Annotated in this window: 18 protein-coding genes; 13 read left to right on the top strand and 5 right to left on the bottom strand. The window is 63.9% G+C overall.

All coding sequences use genetic code 11. The annotated features are described in order from the left end of the window. Window positions 1-86: 86 nt before the first annotated feature. From LZC94_36470 to LZC94_36450, 5 genes are all read left to right on the top strand, one after another. Entirely contained in the window at window positions 87-1,730 is a 1,644-nt protein-coding gene (locus LZC94_36470) for an acyl-CoA dehydrogenase family protein (protein ID WXB13326.1), read from the top strand. A 69-nt stretch (window positions 1,731-1,799) separates the two neighbouring features. Next, entirely contained in the window at window positions 1,800-2,354 is a 555-nt protein-coding gene (locus tag LZC94_36465; GenBank protein ID WXB13325.1) for a Uma2 family endonuclease, read from the top strand. 35 nt (window positions 2,355-2,389) lie between these two features. Then, entirely contained in the window at window positions 2,390-4,423 is a 2,034-nt protein-coding gene (gene thrS / locus LZC94_36460; protein WXB13324.1) for a threonine--tRNA ligase, read from the top strand. A gap of 345 nt (window positions 4,424-4,768) precedes the next feature. Further along, complete coding sequence (gene infC / locus LZC94_36455) at window positions 4,769-5,488, top strand: translation initiation factor IF-3 (GenBank protein ID WXB20293.1); 720 nt, start codon at window positions 4,769-4,771, stop codon at window positions 5,486-5,488. A 2,738-nt stretch (window positions 5,489-8,226) separates the two neighbouring features. Beyond that, window positions 8,227-8,493, top strand: coding sequence for a hypothetical protein (locus LZC94_36450; protein ID WXB13323.1), 267 nt, complete (start codon window positions 8,227-8,229; stop codon window positions 8,491-8,493). Window positions 8,494-9,109: 616 nt separating this feature from the next. Here LZC94_36450 and LZC94_36445 read toward each other — a convergent pair. Then, the gene (locus LZC94_36445) at window positions 9,110-10,159 is read right to left on the bottom strand and encodes an acyltransferase family protein (GenBank protein WXB13322.1); all 1,050 of its coding nucleotides are present in this window, start codon (window positions 10,157-10,159) and stop codon (window positions 9,110-9,112) included. Window positions 10,160-10,841: 682 nt separating this feature from the next. On the opposite strand from LZC94_36445, the gene LZC94_36440 reads away from it, so the two are divergent. The 6 genes from LZC94_36440 to LZC94_36415 all read left to right on the top strand — a co-directional run bounded on the left by LZC94_36440 (window position 10,842) and on the right by LZC94_36415 (window position 17,630). Then, on the top strand, window positions 10,842-11,282 hold the full coding sequence (locus LZC94_36440) for a hypothetical protein (GenBank protein WXB13321.1): 441 nt from the start codon (window positions 10,842-10,844) through the stop codon (window positions 11,280-11,282). Window positions 11,283-12,024: 742 nt separating this feature from the next. Then, window positions 12,025-13,368 carry an alpha/beta hydrolase gene (locus tag LZC94_36435; protein WXB13320.1) on the top strand — a complete coding sequence of 448 codons (1,344 nt, stop codon included), beginning with the start codon at window positions 12,025-12,027 and terminating at the stop codon, window positions 13,366-13,368. A 166-nt stretch (window positions 13,369-13,534) separates the two neighbouring features. Continuing rightward, window positions 13,535-13,939 carry a VOC family protein gene (locus LZC94_36430; GenBank protein ID WXB13319.1) on the top strand — a complete coding sequence of 135 codons (405 nt, stop codon included), beginning with the start codon at window positions 13,535-13,537 and terminating at the stop codon, window positions 13,937-13,939. 152 nt (window positions 13,940-14,091) lie between these two features. Continuing rightward, window positions 14,092-14,673, top strand: coding sequence for a hypothetical protein (locus LZC94_36425; protein ID WXB13318.1), 582 nt, complete (start codon window positions 14,092-14,094; stop codon window positions 14,671-14,673). A gap of 288 nt (window positions 14,674-14,961) precedes the next feature. Further along, window positions 14,962-16,704 carry a DUF885 domain-containing protein gene (locus LZC94_36420; GenBank protein WXB13317.1) on the top strand — a complete coding sequence of 581 codons (1,743 nt, stop codon included), beginning with the start codon at window positions 14,962-14,964 and terminating at the stop codon, window positions 16,702-16,704. Beyond that, window positions 16,701-17,630: an aminoglycoside phosphotransferase family protein gene (locus tag LZC94_36415; protein ID WXB13316.1), complete on the top strand. Its 930-nt coding sequence runs from the start codon at window positions 16,701-16,703 to the stop codon at window positions 17,628-17,630. Before LZC94_36420 ends, LZC94_36415 begins: the two co-directional genes overlap by 4 nt. Here LZC94_36415 and LZC94_36410 read toward each other — a convergent pair. Further along, window positions 17,620-18,234: a TetR/AcrR family transcriptional regulator gene (locus tag LZC94_36410; GenBank protein ID WXB13315.1), complete on the bottom strand. Its 615-nt coding sequence runs from the start codon at window positions 18,232-18,234 to the stop codon at window positions 17,620-17,622. The genes LZC94_36415 and LZC94_36410 overlap by 11 nt on opposite strands. Before the next feature lie 119 nt (window positions 18,235-18,353). Between LZC94_36410 and LZC94_36405 the strand changes: the two genes are divergently transcribed. Continuing rightward, window positions 18,354-18,746, top strand: a complete 393-nt coding sequence (locus tag LZC94_36405) for a nuclear transport factor 2 family protein (protein ID WXB13314.1) — start codon at window positions 18,354-18,356, stop codon at window positions 18,744-18,746. 152 nt (window positions 18,747-18,898) lie between these two features. Then, complete coding sequence (locus LZC94_36400; GenBank protein ID WXB13313.1) at window positions 18,899-19,351, top strand: helix-turn-helix domain-containing protein; 453 nt, start codon at window positions 18,899-18,901, stop codon at window positions 19,349-19,351. A gap of 46 nt (window positions 19,352-19,397) precedes the next feature. Here the strand turns inward: LZC94_36400 and LZC94_36395 are convergent, their stop codons facing one another. The 3 genes from LZC94_36395 to LZC94_36385 form a co-directional block, all read right to left on the bottom strand. Then, window positions 19,398-19,979 carry a GNAT family N-acetyltransferase gene (locus tag LZC94_36395; GenBank protein ID WXB13312.1) on the bottom strand — a complete coding sequence of 194 codons (582 nt, stop codon included), beginning with the start codon at window positions 19,977-19,979 and terminating at the stop codon, window positions 19,398-19,400. A 22-nt stretch (window positions 19,980-20,001) separates the two neighbouring features. Continuing rightward, entirely contained in the window at window positions 20,002-21,441 is a 1,440-nt protein-coding gene (locus tag LZC94_36390) for a hypothetical protein (protein WXB13311.1), read from the bottom strand. 124 nt (window positions 21,442-21,565) lie between these two features. Continuing rightward, window positions 21,566-22,717: a M28 family peptidase gene (locus LZC94_36385; protein WXB13310.1), complete on the bottom strand. Its 1,152-nt coding sequence runs from the start codon at window positions 22,715-22,717 to the stop codon at window positions 21,566-21,568. Between the last annotated feature and the right edge of the window lie 368 nt (window positions 22,718-23,085).

Here is a 23,085-nt window from a genome sequence, read left to right as displayed (position 1 = left end):
CCTAGCACGGGCCAATTCTCGGGTACTGTTACAATCGGTTCATAGTTCGGCCCGTAGAGTACTGGATTCCAAGGGAGACAACGCGAATGCCCACGCACGAGGTTTTCAATCAGCCCCCGCCGCTCGAAGGCTACGATGCCCTTCAGCACGATCACGCGCTCGTGGAAGGTCTCGTGCGCCACAACGCCGAATGGGCGATGTCACGTGTTCGTGACGTTGGGCTCCTGATGACGGGCGAGGCCATGGCGTGGGGGTTTCAAGCGAACCGTTTCGGTCCCGAGCTCCGCACCTTCGATCGCTTTGGTCATCGCATCGACGAGGTGGAGTTTCACCCGGCGTGGCATCGTCTGATGGAGTCCTCCGTTGCCCATGGGTTGCACGCGCTCCCCTGGCAGAACGAGCGCCCCGGCGCCCATGTGGCCCGCGTGGCCATGGGCTACCTCATGACCCAGGCCGAGAGCGGTCATGGCTGCCCCATCACCATGACCTTCGCGTCGGTGCCCGCGCTGCGCGCGCAGCCCGAGGTCGCCGAAGAGTGGGTGCCCCGTTTCACCTCGTCGGTCTACGATCCGCGCTGCATCCCCGCGTCCCAGAAGAAGGGCGCGCTCTGCGGGATGGCCATGACCGAGAAGCAAGGCGGCTCCGACGTTCGCGCCAACACCACGCAAGCCCGCCCGCTCGGCAGCGCCACGGGTGCCGGGGCCGAGTATGCGATCGTGGGCCACAAGTGGTTTTGCAGCGCCCCCATGTGCGATGCGTTTCTGACCTTGGCGCACACCGAGCGCGGTCTCTCCTGTTTTCTCCTGCCGCGATGGCGCCCGGATGGAACGAGGAACGCGTTTCACATCCAGCGGCTCAAGGACAAGCTGGGCGACCGCTCCAACGCCTCGAGCGAGGTCGAGTTCACCGGCGCCTGGGCGCGCATGATCGGCGAGGAAGGCCGCGGCGTGAAGACCATCATCGAGATGGTGAGCCACACGCGTCTGGATTGCGTGATGGGCTCCGCGGGCATCATGCGCCATGCCGTTGCGCAGGCTACGCACCACGCCGAGCACCGAAGCGCCTTCGGTAAGAAGCTCACGGACCAGCCCTTGATGCTCAACGTGCTCGCCGATCTGGCGATCGAGCAAGAAGCCGCCACCATGCTCCTCCTTCGCCTCGCCCAAGCCTACGACGACGGCGTCAAAAACCCCGAGCAGCGCGCCTTCGCCCGCATCGCCACCGCCATCGCCAAGTACTGGGTCTGCAAGCGCACGCCGCACGTGCTCAGCGAGGCGCTCGAGTGCCACGGCGGCAGCGGCTATGTGGAGGAGTCGGTCCTCCCGCGCCTCTATCGGCAAGCGCCGCTCAACTCCATCTGGGAGGGCTCCGGCAATGTGATGTGCCTCGACGTTCTACGCGCGATGGGCCGCGAGCCGGACAGCGTGCCCGCGCTTTTCGCGGAGCTCGCGCTGGCGCGGGGCGCCGATCGGCACCTCGATGGCTATATCGAGCGTCTGACGCGCGATCTATCGGATTTGTCGGACATCGAGACGCGCGGGCGCGCGCTGGTGGAGCGGCTCGCGCTGGCGCTGCAGGCGAGCTTGGTCGTGCGTTACGGGCAGCCGGCGATGGTCGAGGCGTTCGTTCGTTCGCGTATTCAAGGCGAACATGGCGCTGTGTTTGGGACCTTGCCGGTGGGCGTGGATTGCCGCGGGATCGTGGATCGGGCGCGGCCGCGGGTCGGTTGAAGTCGAGGCCGGGGAGCCGGCCGTGGGCCCATCGCGCACTGGCCGGCCAGTGCGTGCTATCTTCTTCCCATGGCCGCCGCTTCCGTGTTGCATGAGCATCTGTACCGTATCCGTCGTGTCGACTACGAAAAGATGGCCGAGTCGGGCGTTTTCGGGGACAGCCATGTCGAGCTGCTGTATGGCTTGATCGTTCAGATGAGCCCGAAAGGTCCGCTTCACGACGGGACGATTGATATCCTGGCGAAGCTCTTCATCCGTCAGCTCGGCGATCGCACGACGGTGAGGATCCAGAACGCGTTTGCGGCTTCGGACGGCTCCGAACCCGAGCCCGACATCACCATCGTCCCACCTGGCGATTACCGCAAGGCTCACCCCGAGAAAGCTCTCCTCGTCATCGAAGTCGCCGACAGCTCGCTCGAGACGGATCGCGAGGCGAAGGCGCGTCTCTACGCCGAGTGCGGTGTACCGGAATACTGGGTCGTCAACGTCCGCGACGGCATCGTCGAGGTCCACACCGAGATCGTTCGTGGCGCGTACACCCGGGTGCAGCCGCACCGGCACGGAGACCACATTCGCCTGGTCGCCTTCCCCGACGTCGAAATCGCAGTCAGCGACGTTTTCTAGCGATTCGCGAGGGTGTAAGCTCCGTGCTCCCGAAAATGAGCGCGAAGCAAACACCCAAACAGGTTCTCTTATCCCAGGGCAAGCTCGACAAGGACATCGTCGCCGTGACGGTGGGCGGGAAAGTCGTCGACCTTCACACGCCCATCGAGGTAACGGACCCGTCCGCGCTCACCTTGACCCCCATCCGAGCCACCGACCCCAAGGGCCTGGAGGTCATCCGCCACTCGACCGCGCACGTGATGGCCGACGCCGTCCAGCGTCTTTTCCCGGGCACCAAGGTCACCATCGGACCGGCCATCGAAGACGGATTTTACTACGATTTCGACAAGCCCGACGGCCCCTTCACCGAGGAAGACCTCGGGAAAATCGAAGAGACGATGCGCGCCATCGTCAAAGAGGACACCGAGTTCCGCCGCGAGGTCATCGCGCGCGACGCGGCCATCCGCCTCTTTCGCGAGATGGGGGAGACCTTCAAGGTCGATATCATCGAGCGCCGTCCCGAGGACGAAGAGCTCACCCTCTACCGCCACGGCAAGCCCGAGAGCGAGTGGGTCGACTTCTGCAGCGGCCCGCACGTCCCGCGCACCGGTCTGCTCAAGGCGGTGAAGCTCACCAGCGTGGCCGGCGCGTACTGGCGCGGCGACGAGCGCAACCCGATGCTCCAGCGCATCTACGGAACGGCGTTCGCGTCGCAAGATGCGCTCAAGGAGCACCTTCGCGCCGTCGAGGAGGCCAAGGCGCGCGATCACCGCAAGGTCGGCAAGGAGCTCGACTTGTTCCTGCTCGACCAGGCCTCGCCGGCGATGCCCTTTTTCCTTCCGAAGGGCGCGTTCGTCTACAACCGGCTCGTCGAGTACATGCGCGAGCTCTACTTCCGCTACGGCTACGAAGAGGTCATCACCCCGCAGGCCTTCGATCCCAAGCTGTTTCGCACCAGCGGGCACCTCGGCCACTACAACGAGAACATGTACCGTCTCTGGACGGAGGACATCCTCGACGATATGACCGAGGCCGAGCGCGCCAAAGGCTACGACACCGTCGCGGAGAAGCTCCGCGCGCAGTCGTTCGCCCTCAAGCCGATGAACTGCCCGAGCCACTGCGTCATCTTCGGCTCGCGCAAGCGCTCCTACCGCGAGCTCCCGTGGCGCGTGGCCGACTTTGGCCGGCTCCATCGCTACGAGCGCGGGGGCGTGATCCACGGCCTCTCGCGCGTCCGCAGCTTTTGCCAGGACGACGCGCACATCTTCTGCACCGAGGAGCAAGTCGGGGCCGAGAGCAAAGCCTTCCTCGACTTGTTCTACGAGGTGTTCCGCACCTTCGGCTTCGAGCGCATCGACGTGAAGCTCGCCACCCGGCCCGAGAAGAGCAAGCGCATGGGCTCCGACGAGCTCTGGGACCATGCCGAGGCATCCCTCGCCGCGGGCTTGAAGGCGGCCGGCATCGACTACGAGATCGCAGAGGGCGAGGGCGCCTTCTACGGGCCGAAGCTCGAGTTCCACGTGCACGACGCCCTCAAACGAAGCTGGCAGCTGGGCACCCTGCAGTACGATCCCAACCTCCCCGAGCGCTTCGACCTGTCCTATGTCGGCGCCGACGGCAAAGAGCACCGTCCGGTCATGCTTCACCGGGCCGTCCTCGGGTCCCTCGAGCGATTTTTCTCGGTGTACCTCGAACACTGCGGAGGAAATTTCCCCACCTGGCTCTCGCCGAAGCAGGCCATCGTGCTTACGGTCAGCGACAAAGTGGACGCCTACGCTCTCGAAACGCGCGATCGGCTGCGCGCCCGCGGTATCCGGGTCGACATCGACTACAGCGCCGACAAGCTCGGCGCCAAAATCCGCAACGCCCGCCTCGCCCGCTACCCTTACCTGTGCGTGGTTGGCCTGAAAGAGGCCGAATCGGGCACCTTGGGCGTGCGCTCCCGCGACCGCGGCGAGCTGGGCGCCATTTCCCGCGATGAGTTCGCCGAAATGGTCCTCAAGGAGAGCGTCCCGGGCGCGGTGGCTCCTGCGGCTCCTGCAGTTACGGCTGCTGTCGCCCCCGGCGACGGAAACGCAACCAAAAATTGACGTTCCCGCACGATTTTCAGCATTCCTTGAAGCTCAAGCGGCGAACCGGTCGGTGTTTTGCCGGTTCGCCGCGGCATCGCGTGGTGTCGAGCGCACCGGGCCGCGTTCGATCCAGGCAAGCGCCGCGGTTGCCTGTTGACGGGGCCTGCGCGCTTGCCACTATCATCCGCCCCGTTTCTCGTTTTGGTTCTCGGGCCCTTTCCCGTCCTCTGGCGGCTGGGGTGCTTTTCCGAGGTTCTTCGCCCGACTTCGCTTTTTCTTGTCTCGTCTCGTCTCGTTTTTTCCCGTATGGGAATGGTCTCCGCAAATTGTCTCTGTCAAGGAGGTTACGGTCAGCCAATGCCGATGGGTCGCCCTCGCTTTGATCCGCGCCAGCAGCAGCGCGGTTTTCAGATTCGCGTCAATCACCGCATCCGAGTTCCGGAAGTCCGTGTCATCGGAGCCGACGGTTCGATGCTCGGTGTGCTGCAAACCCACGAAGCGATGAGACTCGCCCAGGAGCAGGGGCTCGACCTCGTGGAGGTCAACCCCAAGGCCGAGCCACCCGTTTGCAAGATCCTCGATTTCGGAAAGTACAAGTACGAGGAGAAGAAGAAGACGGCGGAGGCCAAGCGCAAGCAAACCGTCGTCGAAATCAAAGAGATCAAGCTTCGTCCGAAGACCGACGATCACGACATCGCCTTCAAGGTGAAGGCCGCTCGCCGCTTCATCGAAGCGGGCCACAAGGTGAAGGTCACCGTCCGCTTCCGCGGCCGCGAGATCACGCACCCCGAAAAGGCGCAAGAGCAGCTCACCATCGTGATCCAAGCCACCGACGACGTCGCCAACGTCGAAACGCGCGCCATGATGGAAGCCCGCACCATGACGGTCCTCCTGGCGCCGAAGCCGGCCATCATGCAGAAGGTGGCCCAGGCCAAAATCCAAGCCGAAAAAGCCCGTCAACAGGCCGAAAAAGAAGGCCGCGCCGTTCCCTCCGAACCGTCGCTCCTCAACGTCTCCGACATCGAAGACGATGACGACGACGATGATGACGACGACGACACCGACGACGCGACCGCGAACTGAAGATTCGGCCTCGGGACCCCCGGGGCCGAGTCGTTTTCACGTGTTGCACGTCCAGCGGGGGCTCCCATCCTCAGCGTTGCGTGCCGCGTTTGCATCATCGCGGGCGCGCGAGGATGCTCGGGCCTCCGCGAGGCATCGACGCCGTCGCCGTGCGGGACAAGTCCTCCGAGTGTGCGTGACCACCGGGGTCGCGCCATCACGACTCTCGCGCGTACGCGTCGACCGCCTCGATCGCATTCGGCGGAGAAGGGGCGGGGAAGCTCGATACGGGCACTTCGTTTCCACGGCATGACGAGCGCACCGTCGATGGGCCGGATCTCAACGCGGTACGCGGCGGCGTCACTGGAGAGATGCCGGCTCGCGAAGACGGTACGCTTCGGGGTGGCAGACGAAAACCCTTCTCGCAGATAGAAGAAGCCGCGGTGGGGACCACTACGGCTGCGGTCGCGACGTCGCGACGATTGATGCATAAGCGATACGGCACCGTGTTGGCCACGATGTCCGTTGTTGCACTAAGTTCCGCAAGTTGGCGAAGTAACGAGTATTTCAATAACCGTAACCGGTTGAGATGGCGCGATTCGCTAAACGGTTGGTTACGAATTCAAAGGCTGCGTTCTTGTGCTCGTGGCCGCTACGGCCGTAATCTGCGCAGCCATGAAAAGAACGACTGTACTGGCTTATGGGGCAACACTTGGCTTCCTGAGCCTATTCACGATCGGCGCGCTCATCGCTGGGTGCAAGGACGACGACAAGAACGACAATCGACGCCTCTCTCAAAAAGGCGATTCGTGCGATACCTCCAACGATTGCGCCGCCGGTCTTGCATGCCGCCCCCGCGTTTCGACGAGCACCGGCACCCCGGGCGCAGGCATCTGTGTGACGGGCGTATTTCACGTCGAGCCGAGCGCCAAGTCTTGCTTGACGATCTCGTGCGCCCTGCCGGCCGATTGCTGCCCGCCCCCGACAACGTACGTTTCGAGCGTCGGAAGAACGTGTGCCGAGCTGTTGCCCTATTGCTCGATCGATAGTGGTTCCACCACCTACTGCGACGCTTACAATTTTTACTGCAAATGCGACGCAGCCAAATTCGACTGTACGGCCGACGGGAAATGCCTGAATCGCTGCACGAGTGACAACGAGTGCAGGAGCAATACGCCGTCGACCCCGTACTGCTCCGGAGGAAAATGCGCCCAATGCAACCAAGATTCTCAATGCACCGGAGGAAAGACGTGCGTTGATGGCACGTGTCAGGGCCCCTGCGCTCTCGACTCCGACTGCCCCGAGTTCGATCGTTGCCAAGCGGGGAAGTGCGTAGATTCGGGGTGCCTCTCGGATCGAGAGTGCATTGCGGCGACGCGAAACGTGGAAGCGACCTGCGGAACCGATCGGAAATGCATCGTTCCGTGCCAGACGGATCTCGAGTGCGGCGATCCGCACCCGTATGGCTTCCTCTCGTGCATCGACCACAAGTGCGTCGACACCGGCTGCATGAGCGACAAGGAGTGCGAACTGTCCAAGCACGATGGCAGGCCGCCGAGCGATAGCAGAACGAAGTACGTTTGTCGGGAACGAAAGACGTCGCAATAGGGGTCGGACGCGCGCGGTGTGGTCGCGCACACGGTGCGGGAAACGACCGCACCTCATGCCGGTTTGAACGAGAATATTCGGTGGTTCGGAGCTGGGCGCGCAAATAGCGTGTGTCCAGCTCCGTTTCCAAAAAGAAGATTTCCAATCAATGGCGCGGGTCACGGCGAAAAAGTCTCGTAGACGCATCCAATTGCCGTTTTGGAAGACTCGCGAGGGGGGCTCGGCCCGTGGCCAACAACGCAGGACGCCAGGGCGGCTGCTAGAATTCGCGCGTACGCGCCGAAACGCCCCTTGGAGATTCTGGAACCGGAACCCCAGCTCCTCCAACGCCGGGTGCGACCTCGGTATTTGTAAGGACGGGGGACTCCCCCTTGAATGCGATTCCAATGGTGGGGCCGCCCCCGCCACTTCCACTTAGGCCGGAGCGTCCTCCCGCACCCCCATGACCACCATTCGCAGCAGGGAACGTGCTCGACGTGCCCGGCTCGCCGCCCGGTGTGGGGGCGGTTCCAGTCGTTCCGCGCCCTCCGTCTCCCCCCGTCGACGTTTCGATCACGGAGGAGAATAGTTGCACCGGACTTCCGATGGCGATGATCGCAATGCTCGCTCCCCCTCCGGTGCCGGCGGTGCCCGCGAGGCCAGGACAACCCCCGGCACCGCCGCCACCACCGGTAGTGCTCCAAATCTCGTCGAACGTTGCGCCCGCGGATCGGACGGGGCGCATGCCACCGCCACCTCCACCACCCTGGCCCGGAGCACCGTCCGTTCCTTTCGAGCCATCGCTAGAAACGTAGTTACCCTGCTCCGTTATCGTGCCGAAGTTGTCCCCACTCACGCCGTTGGTTCCCGAAGTTCCCGGATGGCCCGCAGTAGCCGGAGGAACGCCATCTACACCACCACCAGCGCCGCGCCAGGGATCGTTGGGCCAAGGTAAACCGGGAGCCGGCGCAGTGCGTACTCTCCACGGCCCAAAAGATCCAGACGAATCGTAATGTCCTCCCGTTCCACCTGGAGCACCGGTCGGACTAAAATCCGTTCCGCTACAGATTCCGTATCCGCCACGCGGGGGCTCGCGCAAATGACGACGGACGCAGACGTCATTGTCGCACGTCTCCTCGACTATGGGAGGTTCACCGTTAGCTCGTTCGGCGATGAGTGGCGTTCGGTCCACACCATCCGTCCCTCTCGCACCGCTGCCCGCGTGCACCTTCGAATTCACAATCTTCAACCCCGATGACTCCATCACCACCATCGCAATCGAGCTCCCCGAAGGCGCCGTGGCATCCGGCGAACGGATCTCGAACCCATCCATTCGCATATCGCGAAGCCCCGTGGCCTTTACGGTGGGGCTCGCGGCCGCCTCGATCACCGCCCGGCTCTTGCCGGCCTTCCACGTGGACGCGGTGCAATCCAAATAACCGAACATGGAGACACCGTCGACGAGCGTAAGCTGCTCACGGTAGGATTGGGCGCACACGAAGAGCCGTTTACCCTTTGCCCTTGCGACCTCCATCCCCTTTTGCACCGACGCCAAGGGCGCCTGGGATGTCCCGTCGCCAGTGCTGCTCCCCTTGCTGGAGGAGACGAAGATCCCGCACTCATCCTTGATCCCATCTTCCGCCTGCGCGGGCGGATCAAACGGACATCCAGGAGGGACCACGATGGTGTCCTTTCCGTCAGGCTTGTTCCCGCTTCCGGCCGGTGAGCTCGTGCTACCGCACGCTATCAGCAAGCCAATGCCACCCAACAAGACCGAAAGTCGACGCATGGAACCTCCCTCTGCACCCGTTATTTCCTACTCTCCTCAGTATCTCGGCCAATCCGCTGTCTCGTTGCCTATTTTCTCAAGCGCATCCCATCTTCTTCGGGCAGCGCTCCGCTGCGGGGCTGACACGCCGGAAGATGTTTTGACAACATTCGATGACGGCGACGACCAAAGCCCTTGCGCTCTCGTCCTCTCGGAAGAAAGGAATTATCCCCTCAGAAACCGCCGTCGGAGCGCACGCTCGCACGGAATCGAATAGGTTCGCGCAATCAACGCGCCGAGTAGCCACGCCAAAGCGACCACGGGCGGGTACCAGAGAAACCCGTAGCGGGGATTTGCGCCGGTGGCTCGGAATGCTCGGAAGGCAGCGAAAACGACGAACATATGACTGAGATAAATTTCATAACTGAGACGCCCCATCGAACGCAGCCAGCCCGTACCGGGTAGGAAAATCGTGTGCCCCGACGTTTGCCGCCAATGCAAGGCGATGACGAGGCACGCGGTCGATACGGCAGCAGCAGCAAGACGGCATCGTGCAGCAATGGCCAAAGCCAGGGCATGGCCAGAAATACGGTGGCCATCCCAAGGGCGCCCAGTGCGCCGAGCGCCAGCGCGATCCCGGAATGGCGAGGGCGGTAGCGTGCGGCGAAGAGGGCGGCCAAAACGCCGGTGGCGATGGCGGACATGCCGGGCAAATAGGCCTTTTCTTTCCAGATTTCGTTGTCGACGATGGCGGCCAGCGAGAATGGCATCGACGCGGCCAGCAATGCCAACATGCCGGCGAGCACGCGCTCGCGGCGTACCGTGAGGCAGACCAAGGGGAAGCCGATATAGAAGGCTTCCTCGATGGATAAGGACCATAGCACGTCCCAATTGCCCGGGAGGTAGCCGGTCGTGCCCTCGTACCAATTCAGGTACAAGCCAAATGCGGACAGGATTGCGTGCGGCAGCGATTGACCTTCACGGTGAATCACGTAATCGGAAAAGCCCGCCAGGTGCAGGAGCGCGAGCACGCTCACGAGCAGGAGAAGGCACGGCAGAATGCGCGCGCCGCGGCGAACGTAGAATGTACGCAGATCGATGTGGTCGAGCCGGGCCCAGCGCTCAAGCGACGTGGTCGTGATCAGGAAACCCGAGAGCACGAAGAAGACGAACACCGCTTCGTAGCCGTTGTAGTTCACCGCGGCGAGCAGGCGTGCGGGGACGATCTCCGCGAGCAGCGACCTCTTCAGCGGAATGCGCATCGGCAGGCCGAGATGGTGCAACACGACGAGTAGAATCGACAGGCCGCGGAGCAGGTCGATACCAGGGTTGCGCATGGGGTCCTTTCCAGAGCGTCTACCATGAAGATCGCGCCAGATGCATCCGTGAGGACGTTTCGATCGAACATGGTCGTTCGACCCGCGCGCGGACGGCGCTCCGAGCGTGCAGCACCGCCATGAACGGGTGCGTGGTGTTTGTCGGCGCGCGCCATGGCGAGCTTGCAAGATCGTTGCATTGGCGTAGGTGCGTTCCGGGAATTCTGCGGATCGTTTTCCAGAAACTCCGCGGCCTTCACGGTGTCTTGTTCACGTGCGATGGGGCGATTCTTCGTACGTGCATGCGACGAGCTTTCGCTCTCGGATGACGGCCGCCCAGCCCTTGATCTCCGGTCTTCGATTGCTTCAATGCACTTTACGTCGCAGCCGATCGTCGTGTGTCGTTTGGCTTTATTCATCCGTGATGGGCATCTGGTCGCATTCGACCCATGGAACGGTGAGCCGTTGGCCACTTCCTTGCTGAACGCGACCATCGGCCAGAAGCGAAATGGGTTTCGTTAAAAGTCGATGTCGCCCCGAACAATTTAATCACCGATCGGACGGATGCGATTTGACGACGCTACGGCTTCGATGCACTTCTTTCGTGGATCCTGCTAATCTCGTTCGCACTACCGTTTGGCCCGGCAGAAGGGGTCGGCGAAGGTATTTGCTACTAATTTTGCGGGTTTTTTTATGGTGAACAATGAACATCATCGAGCTCGAAGCCGGATTGCCAAATGGATTTCATGATGCCACCTTAGAGAAGCTGGAGATTGATTACCAGAAATCTGTAGTTTATATTTTGATGAAGCTCTGGATTGGTCTCCTTCCGTCAAAGCCATTTTTGGGGAGCACTCCCGTGATGAGACGGGCCAACCTAAGCTTCGAACGTTTGGTCTATTGCGTCGTGGAACCTCCAGAGCAGCTTGGGGATAGCGACCACGAGGAGCTCGATGTGAGCGGCTGCGAGAATGTGCCCGAGAATCCGAACGTCCGTCTTCCAACGGTGGCGGAGGGCGTCTTTCGTTATGCATTCTATGTGAGCGACTGGAATAGCTTCATTCATATCGCTGCCCGAACCGTCGGCGTGACATGGCTCGAGAGTGAGGAGAGTGCGTGGTCAAGGGCGAAGGAGCAGGACTGAGCTCGGCGGCACGGTCCAGCAAGGGCGCATGAAACCGTCATCGGATCTTTGCGGAACCAGGGGCACGAGCTCGTACTCGACCTCGCTCGTTATATGAACCTCTGCCACCATCTCACCATCTCACCCCGCGCGCGCGCACGACCTGCGAGCCGGCGAGGCGGTCCACGAGCGTTCGTTGGTCGCGCGACCGCCGCGGTAATGTCTGCGTGGTCGACCGAGTCCGTATCACGGACGATGTTGCGCCACTTCGAAGCGCGCGCTGCGCCGATGCGCCGGCGCATCTCGGAAAGTTCGCGCGCTCTGTGTCGACTGCACGATGGCCCCGACGTCTCGTTCGAGCACCTCGTCCGTGTGTGCCTGACCCCCGCTCTCCGCGCCGCCCAGGGCCAAAACGTTCCGCAACCGTAGCCGGTGGTGCTAGCAAGCTGTTCAGTAAAATAGTCTGTACCGGCTGCGTAACGGCGCGCTCGTCTCGCGCAAGAGCGCCGAAATACCCCGAAATATCGTGCAACGCGCACACGGTTGCCTCCGATCGGCTCGGTTGGGCGCGGCATGTTGACGTCGTCAATCAACAGTTTCAAACAATTGTTTGAACAAAACGTTCGCCGCGGTCACATACCTAGCAAAGGAAATTGGCCGGCGGCTGAGGTCCGCCCTTAGCGAAAGAGCAGTCTGCATGAAGGACGAAAATGGTTTCACGTTCGAGAGCTCGGTTCCTGCACGCCCTGGTTCGATGCGCCGGATGCATTGGCTCGGAGGATCGCTGCTGATGGGCGCGTTGATGGCAGGGGCCATGACGGCATGTGGTTCCGATGATCCCGCGAAGCCGCCGCCGGTGTCGGGCGACGATGCGGGGGATGGCGGGGGGGCGAAGAAACCGTGGTGGAACTTGGGATTCCAGGATGACCTCTATAACGAGGTCACCTTGTTTTATCTCGGACATGCGTGGGGCCAGCAGTCGGACGTCGGTGAGGTGCTCGAGACGGCGCGGCGTGTGGACGAGTCGGACCCGAAGAGTTGGACCCGCGAGTGGCGAAAGACGGCAGACCGGCTCATGTCGGTCGGCCAGGAGAGCGAAAGTAGGAAGCACCCGCTCTCTGCGAGCCAGGCGTACCATCGCGCGGCGACGTATTATCGTGCGGCGATGCACCATTCCGTCGAGCCTCTTTCGGCGCAAGGGGCGGCGGAGTATCGCGATCTCACGCGAAAGGAGGTCGACGCGTTCGCCAAATTTCTCACGCTCTCGCGCTCGCCGTGCGAGGTCGTCAAAATACCTTACGAGAGTACGACGCTGCCGGGGTATTTCTGCAAGTCCCCCGGCGCGGCTTCGCGGGCGCCGGTGCTGCTCTACATGCAGGGGCGCGATGCGTGGGCCGAGGACGGATATACGATGGCCGAAGAGGCCATGAAGCGCGGCTTTCATGTGCTCATGTTCGATGGACCCGGGCAAGGGCAGGTGATTCGTTTGCAGGGGTTGCCGTTCCGGCCCGATTGGGAAAAAGTCGTGACCCCCGTCGTGGATTATGTGATCGCGCGCCCGGAGGTCGATCCGGACTATGTCGGATTGTATTCTCTCAGCATGGGCGGCTACCTCGGACCGCGCGCGGCCACCAAGGAACATCGGATACGCGCGCTCGTGCCCAATCCTGGTGTCATCGATTGGTATCGCAATATGGCAGCCGCGCTCGATCCGCAGCTCCTGGCCTTGGTCGACTCGGACGAAGCGGCCTTCAATGCCAAGATGGACGAGCTGATGAAGGCGAGCTCCTTCTTGCGATGGGGGATCGAAGACTTCATGTGGCGCCACGGAGTCGACACTCCCGCGAAGCTCATCAAAGATTTGCGACGCTACATCATGACGCCGGCCGAAGTGGCCAACATCACGGCGAATACGTTGGTGGTCGACGCCGAGGAGGAGTCGCGGGGCCAGGCAAAGGAGCTCTTCGACGCCCTCACGTCGAAGAAGGAGTATCTGAAGTTCACCGCGGCCGAAACCGCCCAGTTCCACGACCAGCCGGGCGCGGAGGCCATTCAAACGCAGCGGATCTTGGAGTGGCTCGAGGGCTCGCTCGCCAAGGCTCCGTAGCCACATCGGGATGTGGAACGAACGCGAGGACGCGCGGCGCCCAGAAAGCCGCGATGCGCGTTCGTTCGCAAGGAGGGAGCGAGATGGATGCCCGTGCGTAGGTGGCGCTTCGGGCTCGCCAAGGACCTTCGCGAGGTTTACCATCGGCGTTGGGGAGAGCGAAATCATGTCCGAACGAAAACCCGCGCCGGTTGCGCCGTATCTGGCCGTGCACGATGGCAACGGAGCCCTCGACTTTTACAAACGTGCATTCGGCGCGGTCGTTGCCGAGACATATCCGTATGAAGGTAAGCTCGGCCATGCCACCCTCCTCATCAATGGCGGTGAGGTCATGATGTCGGACGAATTTCCCGTCGAGATGACGGGGGTGCGGGCGCCCAAATCCCTCGGCGGCACCACCACGACCATTTCGCTCGCCGTGGACGATGCCGATGTTTGGTTCGACCGCGCGGTGGCCGCCGGCGCCAAGGTGCTGCGCCCGCTCAACGACGAGTTCTACGGGCGTATGGGGAAGATCATCGATCCGTATGGGCACTGTTGGAGCATCGTCGGGCCCGCGAAGGCAAAATAACGCGGCATCTCGAGGCGCCCGGGAGGGCGAATAGCACGGCATCTCGAGGCGCATGCGAAGCCGATGCCGCGCCGGCCGATACGCGACGTGTAAGGATCGACGTGCGCGTCCGTCGAACAGGCATGACGTTCCGTCGCTTCCTTGTTGCCGCCATGGGCTCAACATACGCCATCGGTGCCGCCGCGTGCTCCAACTCCGAGCCTCCCCCACAGTCGCAGCCCACCACCGCGGCCGCCTCCGTCGATGCGCAGGGATCGCCCATTCTCGCCAGCCCCGCCGAGCAGGTGCGGATGCAGCAATACATCGACGCGCTCTACGACCGCCGCCATGTGCGCGCATCGTTCTCCGACGGAAATAGCGTGTTCGACTGCGTCGACTGGGACAAGCAACCCGCCTGCCGCACGCCCGGGGCATGCACGAAGATCGCGACACCACCGCCGCCCCCACCGCCGCCGCCACCCATTGTCGCCGCGCCCCGCGCCGCCGCACCGAACACCACGGCCCCCAGCGACCCGCCGCCGAGCGCCACCACGCCAGGCAGCACGACGCCAAACGGCACGACGCCGAGCACCACGACGCCAAACGGCACCAAGCCAAACGCCACCCAACCCCGACCAACCCCTGCAGCATCACCGAATGCACGGACCTGCCCGAAGGGCACGGTTCCCATCCAGCGTCCGACCATCGACGTGCTCCGGCGATTTCGTACTCTGGAGGACTACTTCCGCAAGTGAGTCCCGAGGAGCCGCACCTGGAGGACTACCTCTGCAAGTGAGCCCCGAGCCGTACCCTGGAGGACTACTTCCGCAAGTGAGTCCCGAGCCGTACCTGGAGGACGACTTCCGCAGGTGAGTCCCGAGGAGCCGTACCCCGGAGGACTACCTCCGCAAGCGAGGTCCGAGCCGTACCTGGAGGACGACCTCCGCAAGTGAGTCCCGAGCCGCACCCTGGAGGACGACTTCCGCAAGGAAGGCCCCCGCCTCTTTTCAGCGCGCCGGATCCCTCCTACAGAACAGAGCGATATGCCGCACGCCGAGCACACCACCTCCCGTGTCCCCACCACCCCACTTCGCGCGCTGATCGAGCGCGAATGGAATTACCAACTGGAGCACAGCCCCACCTATGCCTCGGTGCTCGGCGACCGCCGCTGGAACGGGCGCTGGGACGACCGGAGCTTCGGGGCCATCGAGGAGGCGTACCGGCACGATCGCGAGGTGCTCGCGGAGCTCGATCGGATCGAGCGCGGCGGCCTGCCCGGCGAGGAGCAGCTCGATTACGACCTCTTCCGGCGCTGTTACGAGACGTGGACGCGCGAGTACGAATTTAAGCTGCATCTGCTCCCGACGAGCCAGATGGGCCTCTTGCCCGAGCACGTTCGCGAGCTCACCGGGGTTCAGGCCGCTTACCAGCTCGCCGATACCTTGCGCTTCGAGACGACCCAGGATTACGACGATTGGGTGGCGCGCCTCGGGAGCTTTCGCGTCTATGTCGATCAAGTCGTCGCCCTCATGCGGGAAGGTTTGCGCGAAGGGCTCGTGCACCCCCGCATCATCCTGCAGCGCATCCCGGCGCAGCTCGAGCCTCAGCTCGTGGACGACCCGAGCAAGAGCGGGTTCTACGCGCCGTTTACGCGCTTTCCTCCCCACGTCGAGGCCCCGGAGCGGGAGCGGCTCGCGGCGGCGGCGCGCGCGGCCATTTTGGACCATGTGGTCCCTGCGCTGCGGGGCTTTCAGCGGTTCATTACGGAGGAGTATATTCCGGCTTCACCCGAGCAAATCGGTATTTGGCAGCTCCCGAACGGGCCCGAGATGTACGCGTTTTTGGCCCGTAAATTCACGACGACGGATCTCGGGCCGGACGCGATTCACGAGATCGGCCTCGCCCAAGTCGCCAGCCTTCGCGCCGAGATGGAGGCGGTGAAGGCGAGCGCGGGCTTCGGCGCCTCGCTCCACGAGTTCTTCCACTTTCTACGCACCGACGCCGGCTTCTATTACCGCACGGGCGAGGAGCTGCTCCTGCGCTACCGCAGCTTGGCGAAGCGGATCGATCCCTTGCTGGTCAAATTGTTCAAAACGTTGCCGAGGCAACCGTATGGCGTGGAGCCCACGCCGGAGGCCATGGCCCCAGACGCCACCACCGGCTTTTATTATCCGGCGGCCTCCGATGGATCGCGGCCCGGCACCTACCTCGTGAATTTGTACAAGCCGGAGACGCGCCCGCGCTGGGAGATGATCCCGCTTACCTTGCACGAGGCCATGCCCGGGCACCATTTGCAAGTATCGCTCGCTGCCGAGCAGACGACGATGCCCGATTTTCGGCGCTATGGTAGCTACACGTCCTACGCGGAGGGCTGGGCGCTCTACTGCGAGACCTTGGGCGACGAGCTGGGCTTGTACGGCGATCCGTACGACAAGTTCGGCCAGCTCGCGTACGACATGTGGCGATCGGTTCGTCTGGTGGTGGACACGGGGATGCACGCTCGAAAATGGACCCGGCAGCAGGCCATCGATTACTTCATGGAGAACGCGCCGCGGCAGGAGCTCGACGTGATCAACGAGGTCGATCGGTACATCGCGTGGCCGGGGCAGGCGCTCGCGTACAAAATCGGCCAGCTCAAGATGCGCGAGCTGCGCACCCGCGCCGAGCGCGCTCTGGGGCAAAGGTTCGACGTTCGCGCGTTTCACGATGTGGTGCTGCTCGCCGGCTCGCTCCCGCTGGACGTCCTGGAGCGACGGGTGGACGCTTGGATTCGGCAACCGTCATGAACCCCGTGAACCTCCCGCCGGACATTTTGGAGAACAACGCCGGAAGGGGAGAGGCCGTTCGCGCGTGGCTCGACGCGCTTCCTGCAACCATCGCGCGCTGCGCAGAGAGGTGGTCCCTCGAGCTCGGCGAATGCTTCCCCGAGGTCAGCTACAACTATGCGGCCCCCGCGCGACGGGCGGATGGCTCGCACGTGGTGCTCAAGGTCACCTTTCCGGATCGGGATTTCGTCTCCGAAGTGGCGGCGCTCGAGGCCTTCGGTCCAGGGCGCGGCGCCATCGGGCTCCTGGAGGTCGATCGCGCGAGCGGTGCCATGCTCCTCGAGCGCGCCATGCCCGGAACCCAGCTGGCGCCGCTGGCGCGGATCGACGATGCGCGCGCCACCGCGATCGCCGCGCAGGTGATGCGTGCGCTCCGGCGCGATGTCCCCGCCGATTCCTCGCCGTTCGTGACCTTGGAGCTGTGGTCGGAGGCGTTCGATCGCGCGCGCGGGCGGTTGCCGGGTGGCCGCGGCATCGGCGAGCTCCCGCCGCGATTGGTGGACCGCGCCGAGGGGGTCTATCGCGAGCTCCTCGCGTCGTCGGGGCCGCCCGTGTTGCTGCACGGCGATCTGCACCACGGCAATATCTTGGAGGTGGAGGGCGGGCGATGGGTGGCCATCGATCCCAAGGGCGTGATCGGCGAGCCGGCCTTCGAGACGGCGGTGTTCCTCCACGATCCGATCCCGGAGTTCATCACATGGCCCGGTTGGGAGCGGCTCCTCCAGCGGCGCATGGCGCAGCTCGCCGACGAGCTCGCGCTGGATCGCGAGCGGATCCGAGGGTGGGCCATCGCGCAGAGCGTGCTCTCGGCGCTGTGGTTCATCGAAGACGACGACGAGGATGGGCACCGCTACGAGCTGGCGGTGGCGAGCGCGCTCACGGCTTGATGGTCGACGGCGGCAGCACGGCGCGGATGGCCAGCTCGAGCGCGGGCCGGATGGTGCGGGGCGGCGCGTTTCCGCGCACGAGATAGCGGCGCGTGGCGCCATAAGGTAAGTCGAAGACGGCGAGCAGCAAGGTGTCGAACGAGAGCGCGCCCCCCGACGGCGGCGGGCAGCCGCTCATCGCATCGTGGAGCTGCCGGATCGCGCGCAGCACCGGCTCGTTCAAGGTGCGCAGGGGCTCGGCGAGACCCTTGGGCGCCTCGCGGATCAAGTCCTCGCGGCGAAAGAGGACGACGATCTGCGCGTCCTTCCGCTCGTGGCGGGCAAAGTCGAAGATGGACAGCGCAGCCCCCACGGCGCCCTCCACCGGATCCGTCTGCACGGCGATGGCGTCGAGGTACGCGCGCTGCGAGCGCTGGACGGCGCGTATCCACATGTTGGCGAGGACGCCGTCGCGCGAGCCAAAGCGGTGGTAGATCGAGCCGGTCGGCGCCCCTGCGGCCTCGGCGATGGCCCGCGTGGTGGCGCCGCTCACGCCGCGCTCGAGGACGACGTCGCGCGCGGCGTCGAGGATGTCGTCGGGGGAATGAATGCCGTCTCGGCCCACGTCCGCGAACCGTAGTCCATCGCGGCGGGTGGGACAAACGCTCCTCGCGCCTTGACGAACGAGCGTGGCTGCTCCAGATAATTAGAGCAAACGTTCTAATCAAAAGGGAGCGAGATCACATGGACGAGCATCGAGAGGATCGGAGCACCGTCGAGCAGCTCTACGACGCCTTCTGGCGGCGGGATGGTGCGGGCCTGGCGGCGCTTCTTCACCGCGATTTCACGGGCTATGTCAGCGAAGGGATGCCGCTCGGCGTGGGGGGAACGATCCCGAGCCGCGCGAGCATGCTGAACCTCTGGAGCACGATCGCCGCGCGCTTTCGGGTGGCGCCCGTGCCCGAGGAGATCGTCTCTGCACGCGACGGCCGCTTCTTCGTGCTCGGCCGTTACCGGGGCACGGGCGCGGCCGGCGCTCCGCTCGACGCAGCCTTCGTTCACGTCATCGAAGTGCGCGACGGCGCCATCGTCTCCTTGAAGCAAGTCACCGACACGGCGCGCTGGACGGCGAATTGATGAGCGCGTGAATCGCTTCGACGGCGAATGGCGATACCGCGTTCCCACGTCCCGTCCGAGTTGCCGTTCATTGCTCTCCCAGAACGAACCGAGCTTCGCATCGTAACCGCCTGGAGAACGAAGCCATGAAGTGCCCCAACTGCGGCAGTCCGATGACGACCGCACGAGAGAACTACCGCTACGACGAGTGCGGCTTGCCGAACGTTACGCTTCGAGGGGTGGAGGTAAGCCGTTGCAGCGAGTGCGGTGAGATCGACGTCGCCATCTCCCGTATCGAAAAGCTGCACTTCGCGATCGCAAAGGCGCTCATCGAGCGCACCGAGCGCTTGCAAGCCGTCGAGATCCGTTTTCTTCGGAAGTGGCTTGGATGGTCCGGTACCGACTTGGCTCAAGTGATGGGGGTGACGAAGGAGACGGTCTCGCGCTGGGAGAACGACAAGGAACCCATGGGCCCCATCGCCGAGCGCTTGCTTCGGATGTGCGTCGCCAACCTCGCTCCGCTCGAAAACTACTCGGTGGATATCCTCAAGGCGCTACAGGACACGTGTAAAACGAAACACCTCTATCTCGAGGAGATCGGCAAGGATTGGATCGCGGCAGCATAGATCTCCGCGACCGGCCGCATGTCCCTCGCCGCCGCCGAGCGCGCCTCTAGGTACGCCGCGCGGCCCACTCGCGATCGAGGATCGCAAACATGACGGAGCTGCACCACTCGTCCTTGATGAACCACTTTTCGCGCAGCAGCCCCTCGCGCTGCATGCCGACCTTTTCGGCCACCCGCATGGAGGCGACGTTGCGCGGATCCGTGTCCGCGTAGATGCGGTGCAGCTCCAGCCGCCCGAACCCGAAGTCCACCATCGCCTGCGCAGCCTCCGCCGCGTACCCGCGCCCCCAGCGGTCCCGGCGGAACGCATAAAAGAGCTCCGCCTCGGCGTGCTCGGGCCTTCGCACCACGATGCCGGCCCGGCCGATCAGGGTCTGGTCCTCGCGGGAGACCACCGCGAGCTCGAAGAGCCTCCGCGGTGTGGCAAGGCTCTCCGCGCGCACCTTGTCGATGAACGCGCGGGTCTCCTCGAGCGGGGAAATGCCACGGGTTTGATAGCGGAGCACCTCGGGATCGCTCTCGAACACGTGGACGGCGACGTGATCCCCATCTTCGTAGTCGCGAAGAACGAGACGCTCGGTCTCGAGCGAGAGCGGATACATGGCCGAACGATAGCGGCGTTCGGCCAAGACCGCACGTCTCCGATGGGGCCTACTTGAGCGCCCGGAAGACGCGGCCGTCGCCGCTGAGCCAGTAGACGTAGCTGCCGTCGACGGCGAGCGCGACCGGGTTCGTCAGGCCCGACTTGGTCACCGTGCTGACGGTGCTGCCGCTTACGACCCATTCGATCGAGGACGCGCCCGCCCCGGTGCTGGGCGCGTACAGAAAGTAGATGCGCGCCATGAGCGGATCGTAGACGAAGCTGCGAATGCCGGTGGTGCGCGATTGGAGGGTCGCCGGAGCCCCGCCGCCGGCCTTGGACGCGCTCACGATGCTCTGCGCGCCGTTTTGCCAGTAGGCGGTGGTGGACGAGACGTAACCCAGGAGCGGAAGGACCTGACCGGTGGCCACCGGGGTGCGACCGGGGGCGCCGCCATCGAGCGCCGCGACCGGCAGGAAGTAGACGCCGCCCGCGGAGGAAGACGACTCCGAGAAGTACACGTTGGTGGCGGGGGAGCCGTCGATCGTGAGATCGGAGCCCGACGGCAGGCCGGTGGCGACGATGCTTCCCGTCGCGGAGCTCTCGAGGGGCCACCGAAACAGCGAATCGAGGGAGCGGCAGTAGCCATTGAGGCCGTCCGCGGTGAGCGCGCTGCACGTGGTGGGGACGGTGCCGAGCGCGCGCACGGCGCTGGTCCCGCTCGATGTGTTGCGGGCGTAGACCTCGCTCGGGCCCGTTTGGTAGACGGCGTGCGACGCGTAAGGATCGACTTGAAACGCTTGAATCGACGCGGCCGATGCGAACTGCGCGGCGGTGGCCGCGCCCGAGGTGTCGCCGGACCAGATCGTCGATTGCCCGCTGCTGTCGCATTGCCAGAGCAGGCGCCCGCCCTTGTGAAAGAGCTTTCGACCCGTGGCCGGCGCCGGGCACGCATAAAGAGGTGTGCCCTCGCTTCCACCGTCGGGCGGCGCATCGAGCCTCACGAATTTGGCGGTGACCGAGTAGGCCAGCGGCACCTTGGTGACGCCCGCGCAGTCTTGCCCTTGCGGCGGCGTTCCATCTTGTTCGCCTGCGGCCAGCTTGATCACGTTGCTCGAGGGATCTGCGCTCGGCGTGTTCGTGCGGCGCACGATGGGCTGACATGGATCGGCGCCGCGGCCATGGCCGGGGGCGTCGATGCTTTCGAAGTCCCACCCGGCGAAGCGCCACCCCGCCGATGCGGTGGCGGAGAGGGTGACCTCCCTCGCGGTCGTTGCGGCTGCGCTGCTCGGATCGAAGAGGAGGATGCTCGCGCAGGTCCCCGGACAGTCGATGCCCGCGGGAGCGCTCAGCACGCGCCCCGCGCCGGTGACGTGAACCATGGCTTGCACGCCAAAGGTGCCGCCGGGATCGGCCTTGCCCAGGCCGGGTGAAGATGGATTGTCGTTGCTGCTGCAGCCGTACGACCAAAGGGCGAGCGCGGATACGCTCGCCGCAGCCAATAGGCCCATTGGGAGACGCAGTCGTTGGATTTTCAAGCAAAACCCCCTAGCTCGAAAGAACGGTGAAAATTTCACCGCATCCTACGCGCCAGGGGGCAAGCTGTATTGCGAAATTATGGTCGCGACGTCGCGACTAAGGACGATTTGCGGCGAGCTTCAAGGTGCCGCCCACCAAGTCGCGAATACGGCGTACCTTTTGGCCGCCGTTCTCGGCGATGATCTTGGAGACGTCGTCCGTCGGGCGATGGTAATCGGAGTGGAGGTTACCGCCGCCGTTCGGATTGCTCAGCCCTTCGAACACGAAGAGGACGTCCTCGCCGCGATCGAAGAAGGATGCGCCGTCCTGCCGGCGCGCGTACGCATCGATGTCCTTGTTGATGCGCGTGAACGGCGTGGCGAGGGCGCTGTTCGCTTGGGAGAGGAGGCCCGAGAGGTAGGTGGTGGAGCCGTTCGACTTTTTGTCGAGAATGCTGATTCGTGAATTGTCCCAGCGACCCACCATATCCATATTGACGACGCCGACGATGTTCGAGAGACCAATACCGGCAATGGGGTGGGAGACGAAGTAGTTGGACCCGACCAGACCGTCCTCCTCGGCCGCCGTCCAGAAGAAGAGGATGGTGCGGTTCAATTGGCCGGCTTCCTTGGCCGCCGCGAGGATCGGCACCAACGAGAGGAGCACCGAGCTGCCCGAGCCATTGTCGTCGGCGCCGTTGTAGATCTGGCCGCCGGAGACCCCGAGGTGATCGAGGTGCGCCATGGCCACGATGACCTCGGCCTTCTTGGGGCCCGTGCCATCGAGCCTTCCGAGCACGTTGCGCGTGGCCGCGAGGAGCTCGGTGCTCGCCTTCAAATCGCTGAGCGTCGGTGTCTTGGTGGAGCCGGTGATCGAGCGGTACTTCTGCGCCAGCACGCCGAACGACTGCGAATCCAATCGATCGTCGAGGTAGAAGCCGTGCTCGAACAGCGTCGTCCCGAAGGCGTCCGCGCCCGTGCCGTGGTCGGCGTGGTTTGCGAACTCCGCCCTCTCGGAGGCAAAGCCGTTCATGTTGAACGTTTGATAGTAGGGGCTGCTCGGGTCATTGGGGTTCGGGCCCACCAGTCCGTACTGCTTCAGTCGCTGGACCACGTAGTCTGCCGAACGATCGAAGTCGGCCGACGGGGCGTTTCGCCCGCGTTGCGCATCGGCCCCAAAGTAATTGAGGTGCGTTACCGGATCATCGTCGGCGGCGGGGGCCACTGCGAGCTCGCTCGACGCGGTCGAGACCTCGGTCTCCGAAGCCAATTCGGATCCATTGACCGAAGGTTGCCCTGGAGCCTGGACTCCGGCGTCGCTGCATGCCCACACCAAACCAACAAGTGATGTGAAAATCACCGCACTCTTATTCATAGGAAAACCTCCATTGAGGAGACGAGTTGGCTATGTACGGCAGGTATGTACGGCGATGAAAGTGGGCTTCGCCGATTCAACAGTTGCGCAATTATCGGGATTGCCCTCCCGGCGTCCACCGAAATGAAAGAAAACGGTTCATGGCTTCCGCTATCTCATCCGGCGTTGTCGCGATGGAGTCGGATGTCATTGGCGAAGTGTGCACGTACATCCAAAGTGCGCGTGTCGAACGCGTGTCGAAGTGCCGTTCGAGGACGAATTCG

The sequence above is a fragment of the Sorangiineae bacterium MSr11954 genome (assembly GCA_037157815.1).
In the GTDB taxonomy this organism is placed as follows: Bacteria; Myxococcota_A; Polyangia; order Polyangiales; family Polyangiaceae; genus Pendulispora; species Pendulispora albinea.
This window is presented reverse-complemented; position numbering and strand designations above follow the sequence as displayed.

Excerpts from the sequence above, each read along its gene's own strand:
- LZC94_36470 (WXB13326.1), top strand. The coding sequence starts at position 87 with ATGCCCACGCACGAGGTTTTCAATCAGCCCCCGCCGCTCGAAGGCTAC.
- LZC94_36465 (WXB13325.1), top strand. The coding sequence starts at position 1,800 with ATGGCCGCCGCTTCCGTGTTGCATGAGCATCTGTACCGTATCCGTCGT.
- thrS (WXB13324.1), top strand. The coding sequence starts at position 2,390 with ATGAGCGCGAAGCAAACACCCAAACAGGTTCTCTTATCCCAGGGCAAG.
- infC (WXB20293.1), top strand. The coding sequence starts at position 4,769 with ATGGGTCGCCCTCGCTTTGATCCGCGCCAGCAGCAGCGCGGTTTTCAG.
- LZC94_36450 (WXB13323.1), top strand. The coding sequence starts at position 8,227 with ATGAGTGGCGTTCGGTCCACACCATCCGTCCCTCTCGCACCGCTGCCC.
- LZC94_36445 (WXB13322.1), bottom strand. The coding sequence starts at position 10,159 with ATGCGCAACCCTGGTATCGACCTGCTCCGCGGCCTGTCGATTCTACTC.
- LZC94_36440 (WXB13321.1), top strand. The coding sequence starts at position 10,842 with ATGAACATCATCGAGCTCGAAGCCGGATTGCCAAATGGATTTCATGAT.
- LZC94_36435 (WXB13320.1), top strand. The coding sequence starts at position 12,025 with ATGCATTGGCTCGGAGGATCGCTGCTGATGGGCGCGTTGATGGCAGGG.
- LZC94_36430 (WXB13319.1), top strand. The coding sequence starts at position 13,535 with ATGTCCGAACGAAAACCCGCGCCGGTTGCGCCGTATCTGGCCGTGCAC.
- LZC94_36425 (WXB13318.1), top strand. The coding sequence starts at position 14,092 with ATGGGCTCAACATACGCCATCGGTGCCGCCGCGTGCTCCAACTCCGAG.
- LZC94_36420 (WXB13317.1), top strand. The coding sequence starts at position 14,962 with ATGCCGCACGCCGAGCACACCACCTCCCGTGTCCCCACCACCCCACTT.
- LZC94_36415 (WXB13316.1), top strand. The coding sequence starts at position 16,701 with ATGAACCCCGTGAACCTCCCGCCGGACATTTTGGAGAACAACGCCGGA.
- LZC94_36405 (WXB13314.1), top strand. The coding sequence starts at position 18,354 with ATGGACGAGCATCGAGAGGATCGGAGCACCGTCGAGCAGCTCTACGAC.
- LZC94_36400 (WXB13313.1), top strand. The coding sequence starts at position 18,899 with ATGACGACCGCACGAGAGAACTACCGCTACGACGAGTGCGGCTTGCCG.
- LZC94_36390 (WXB13311.1), bottom strand. The coding sequence starts at position 21,441 with ATGGGCCTATTGGCTGCGGCGAGCGTATCCGCGCTCGCCCTTTGGTCG.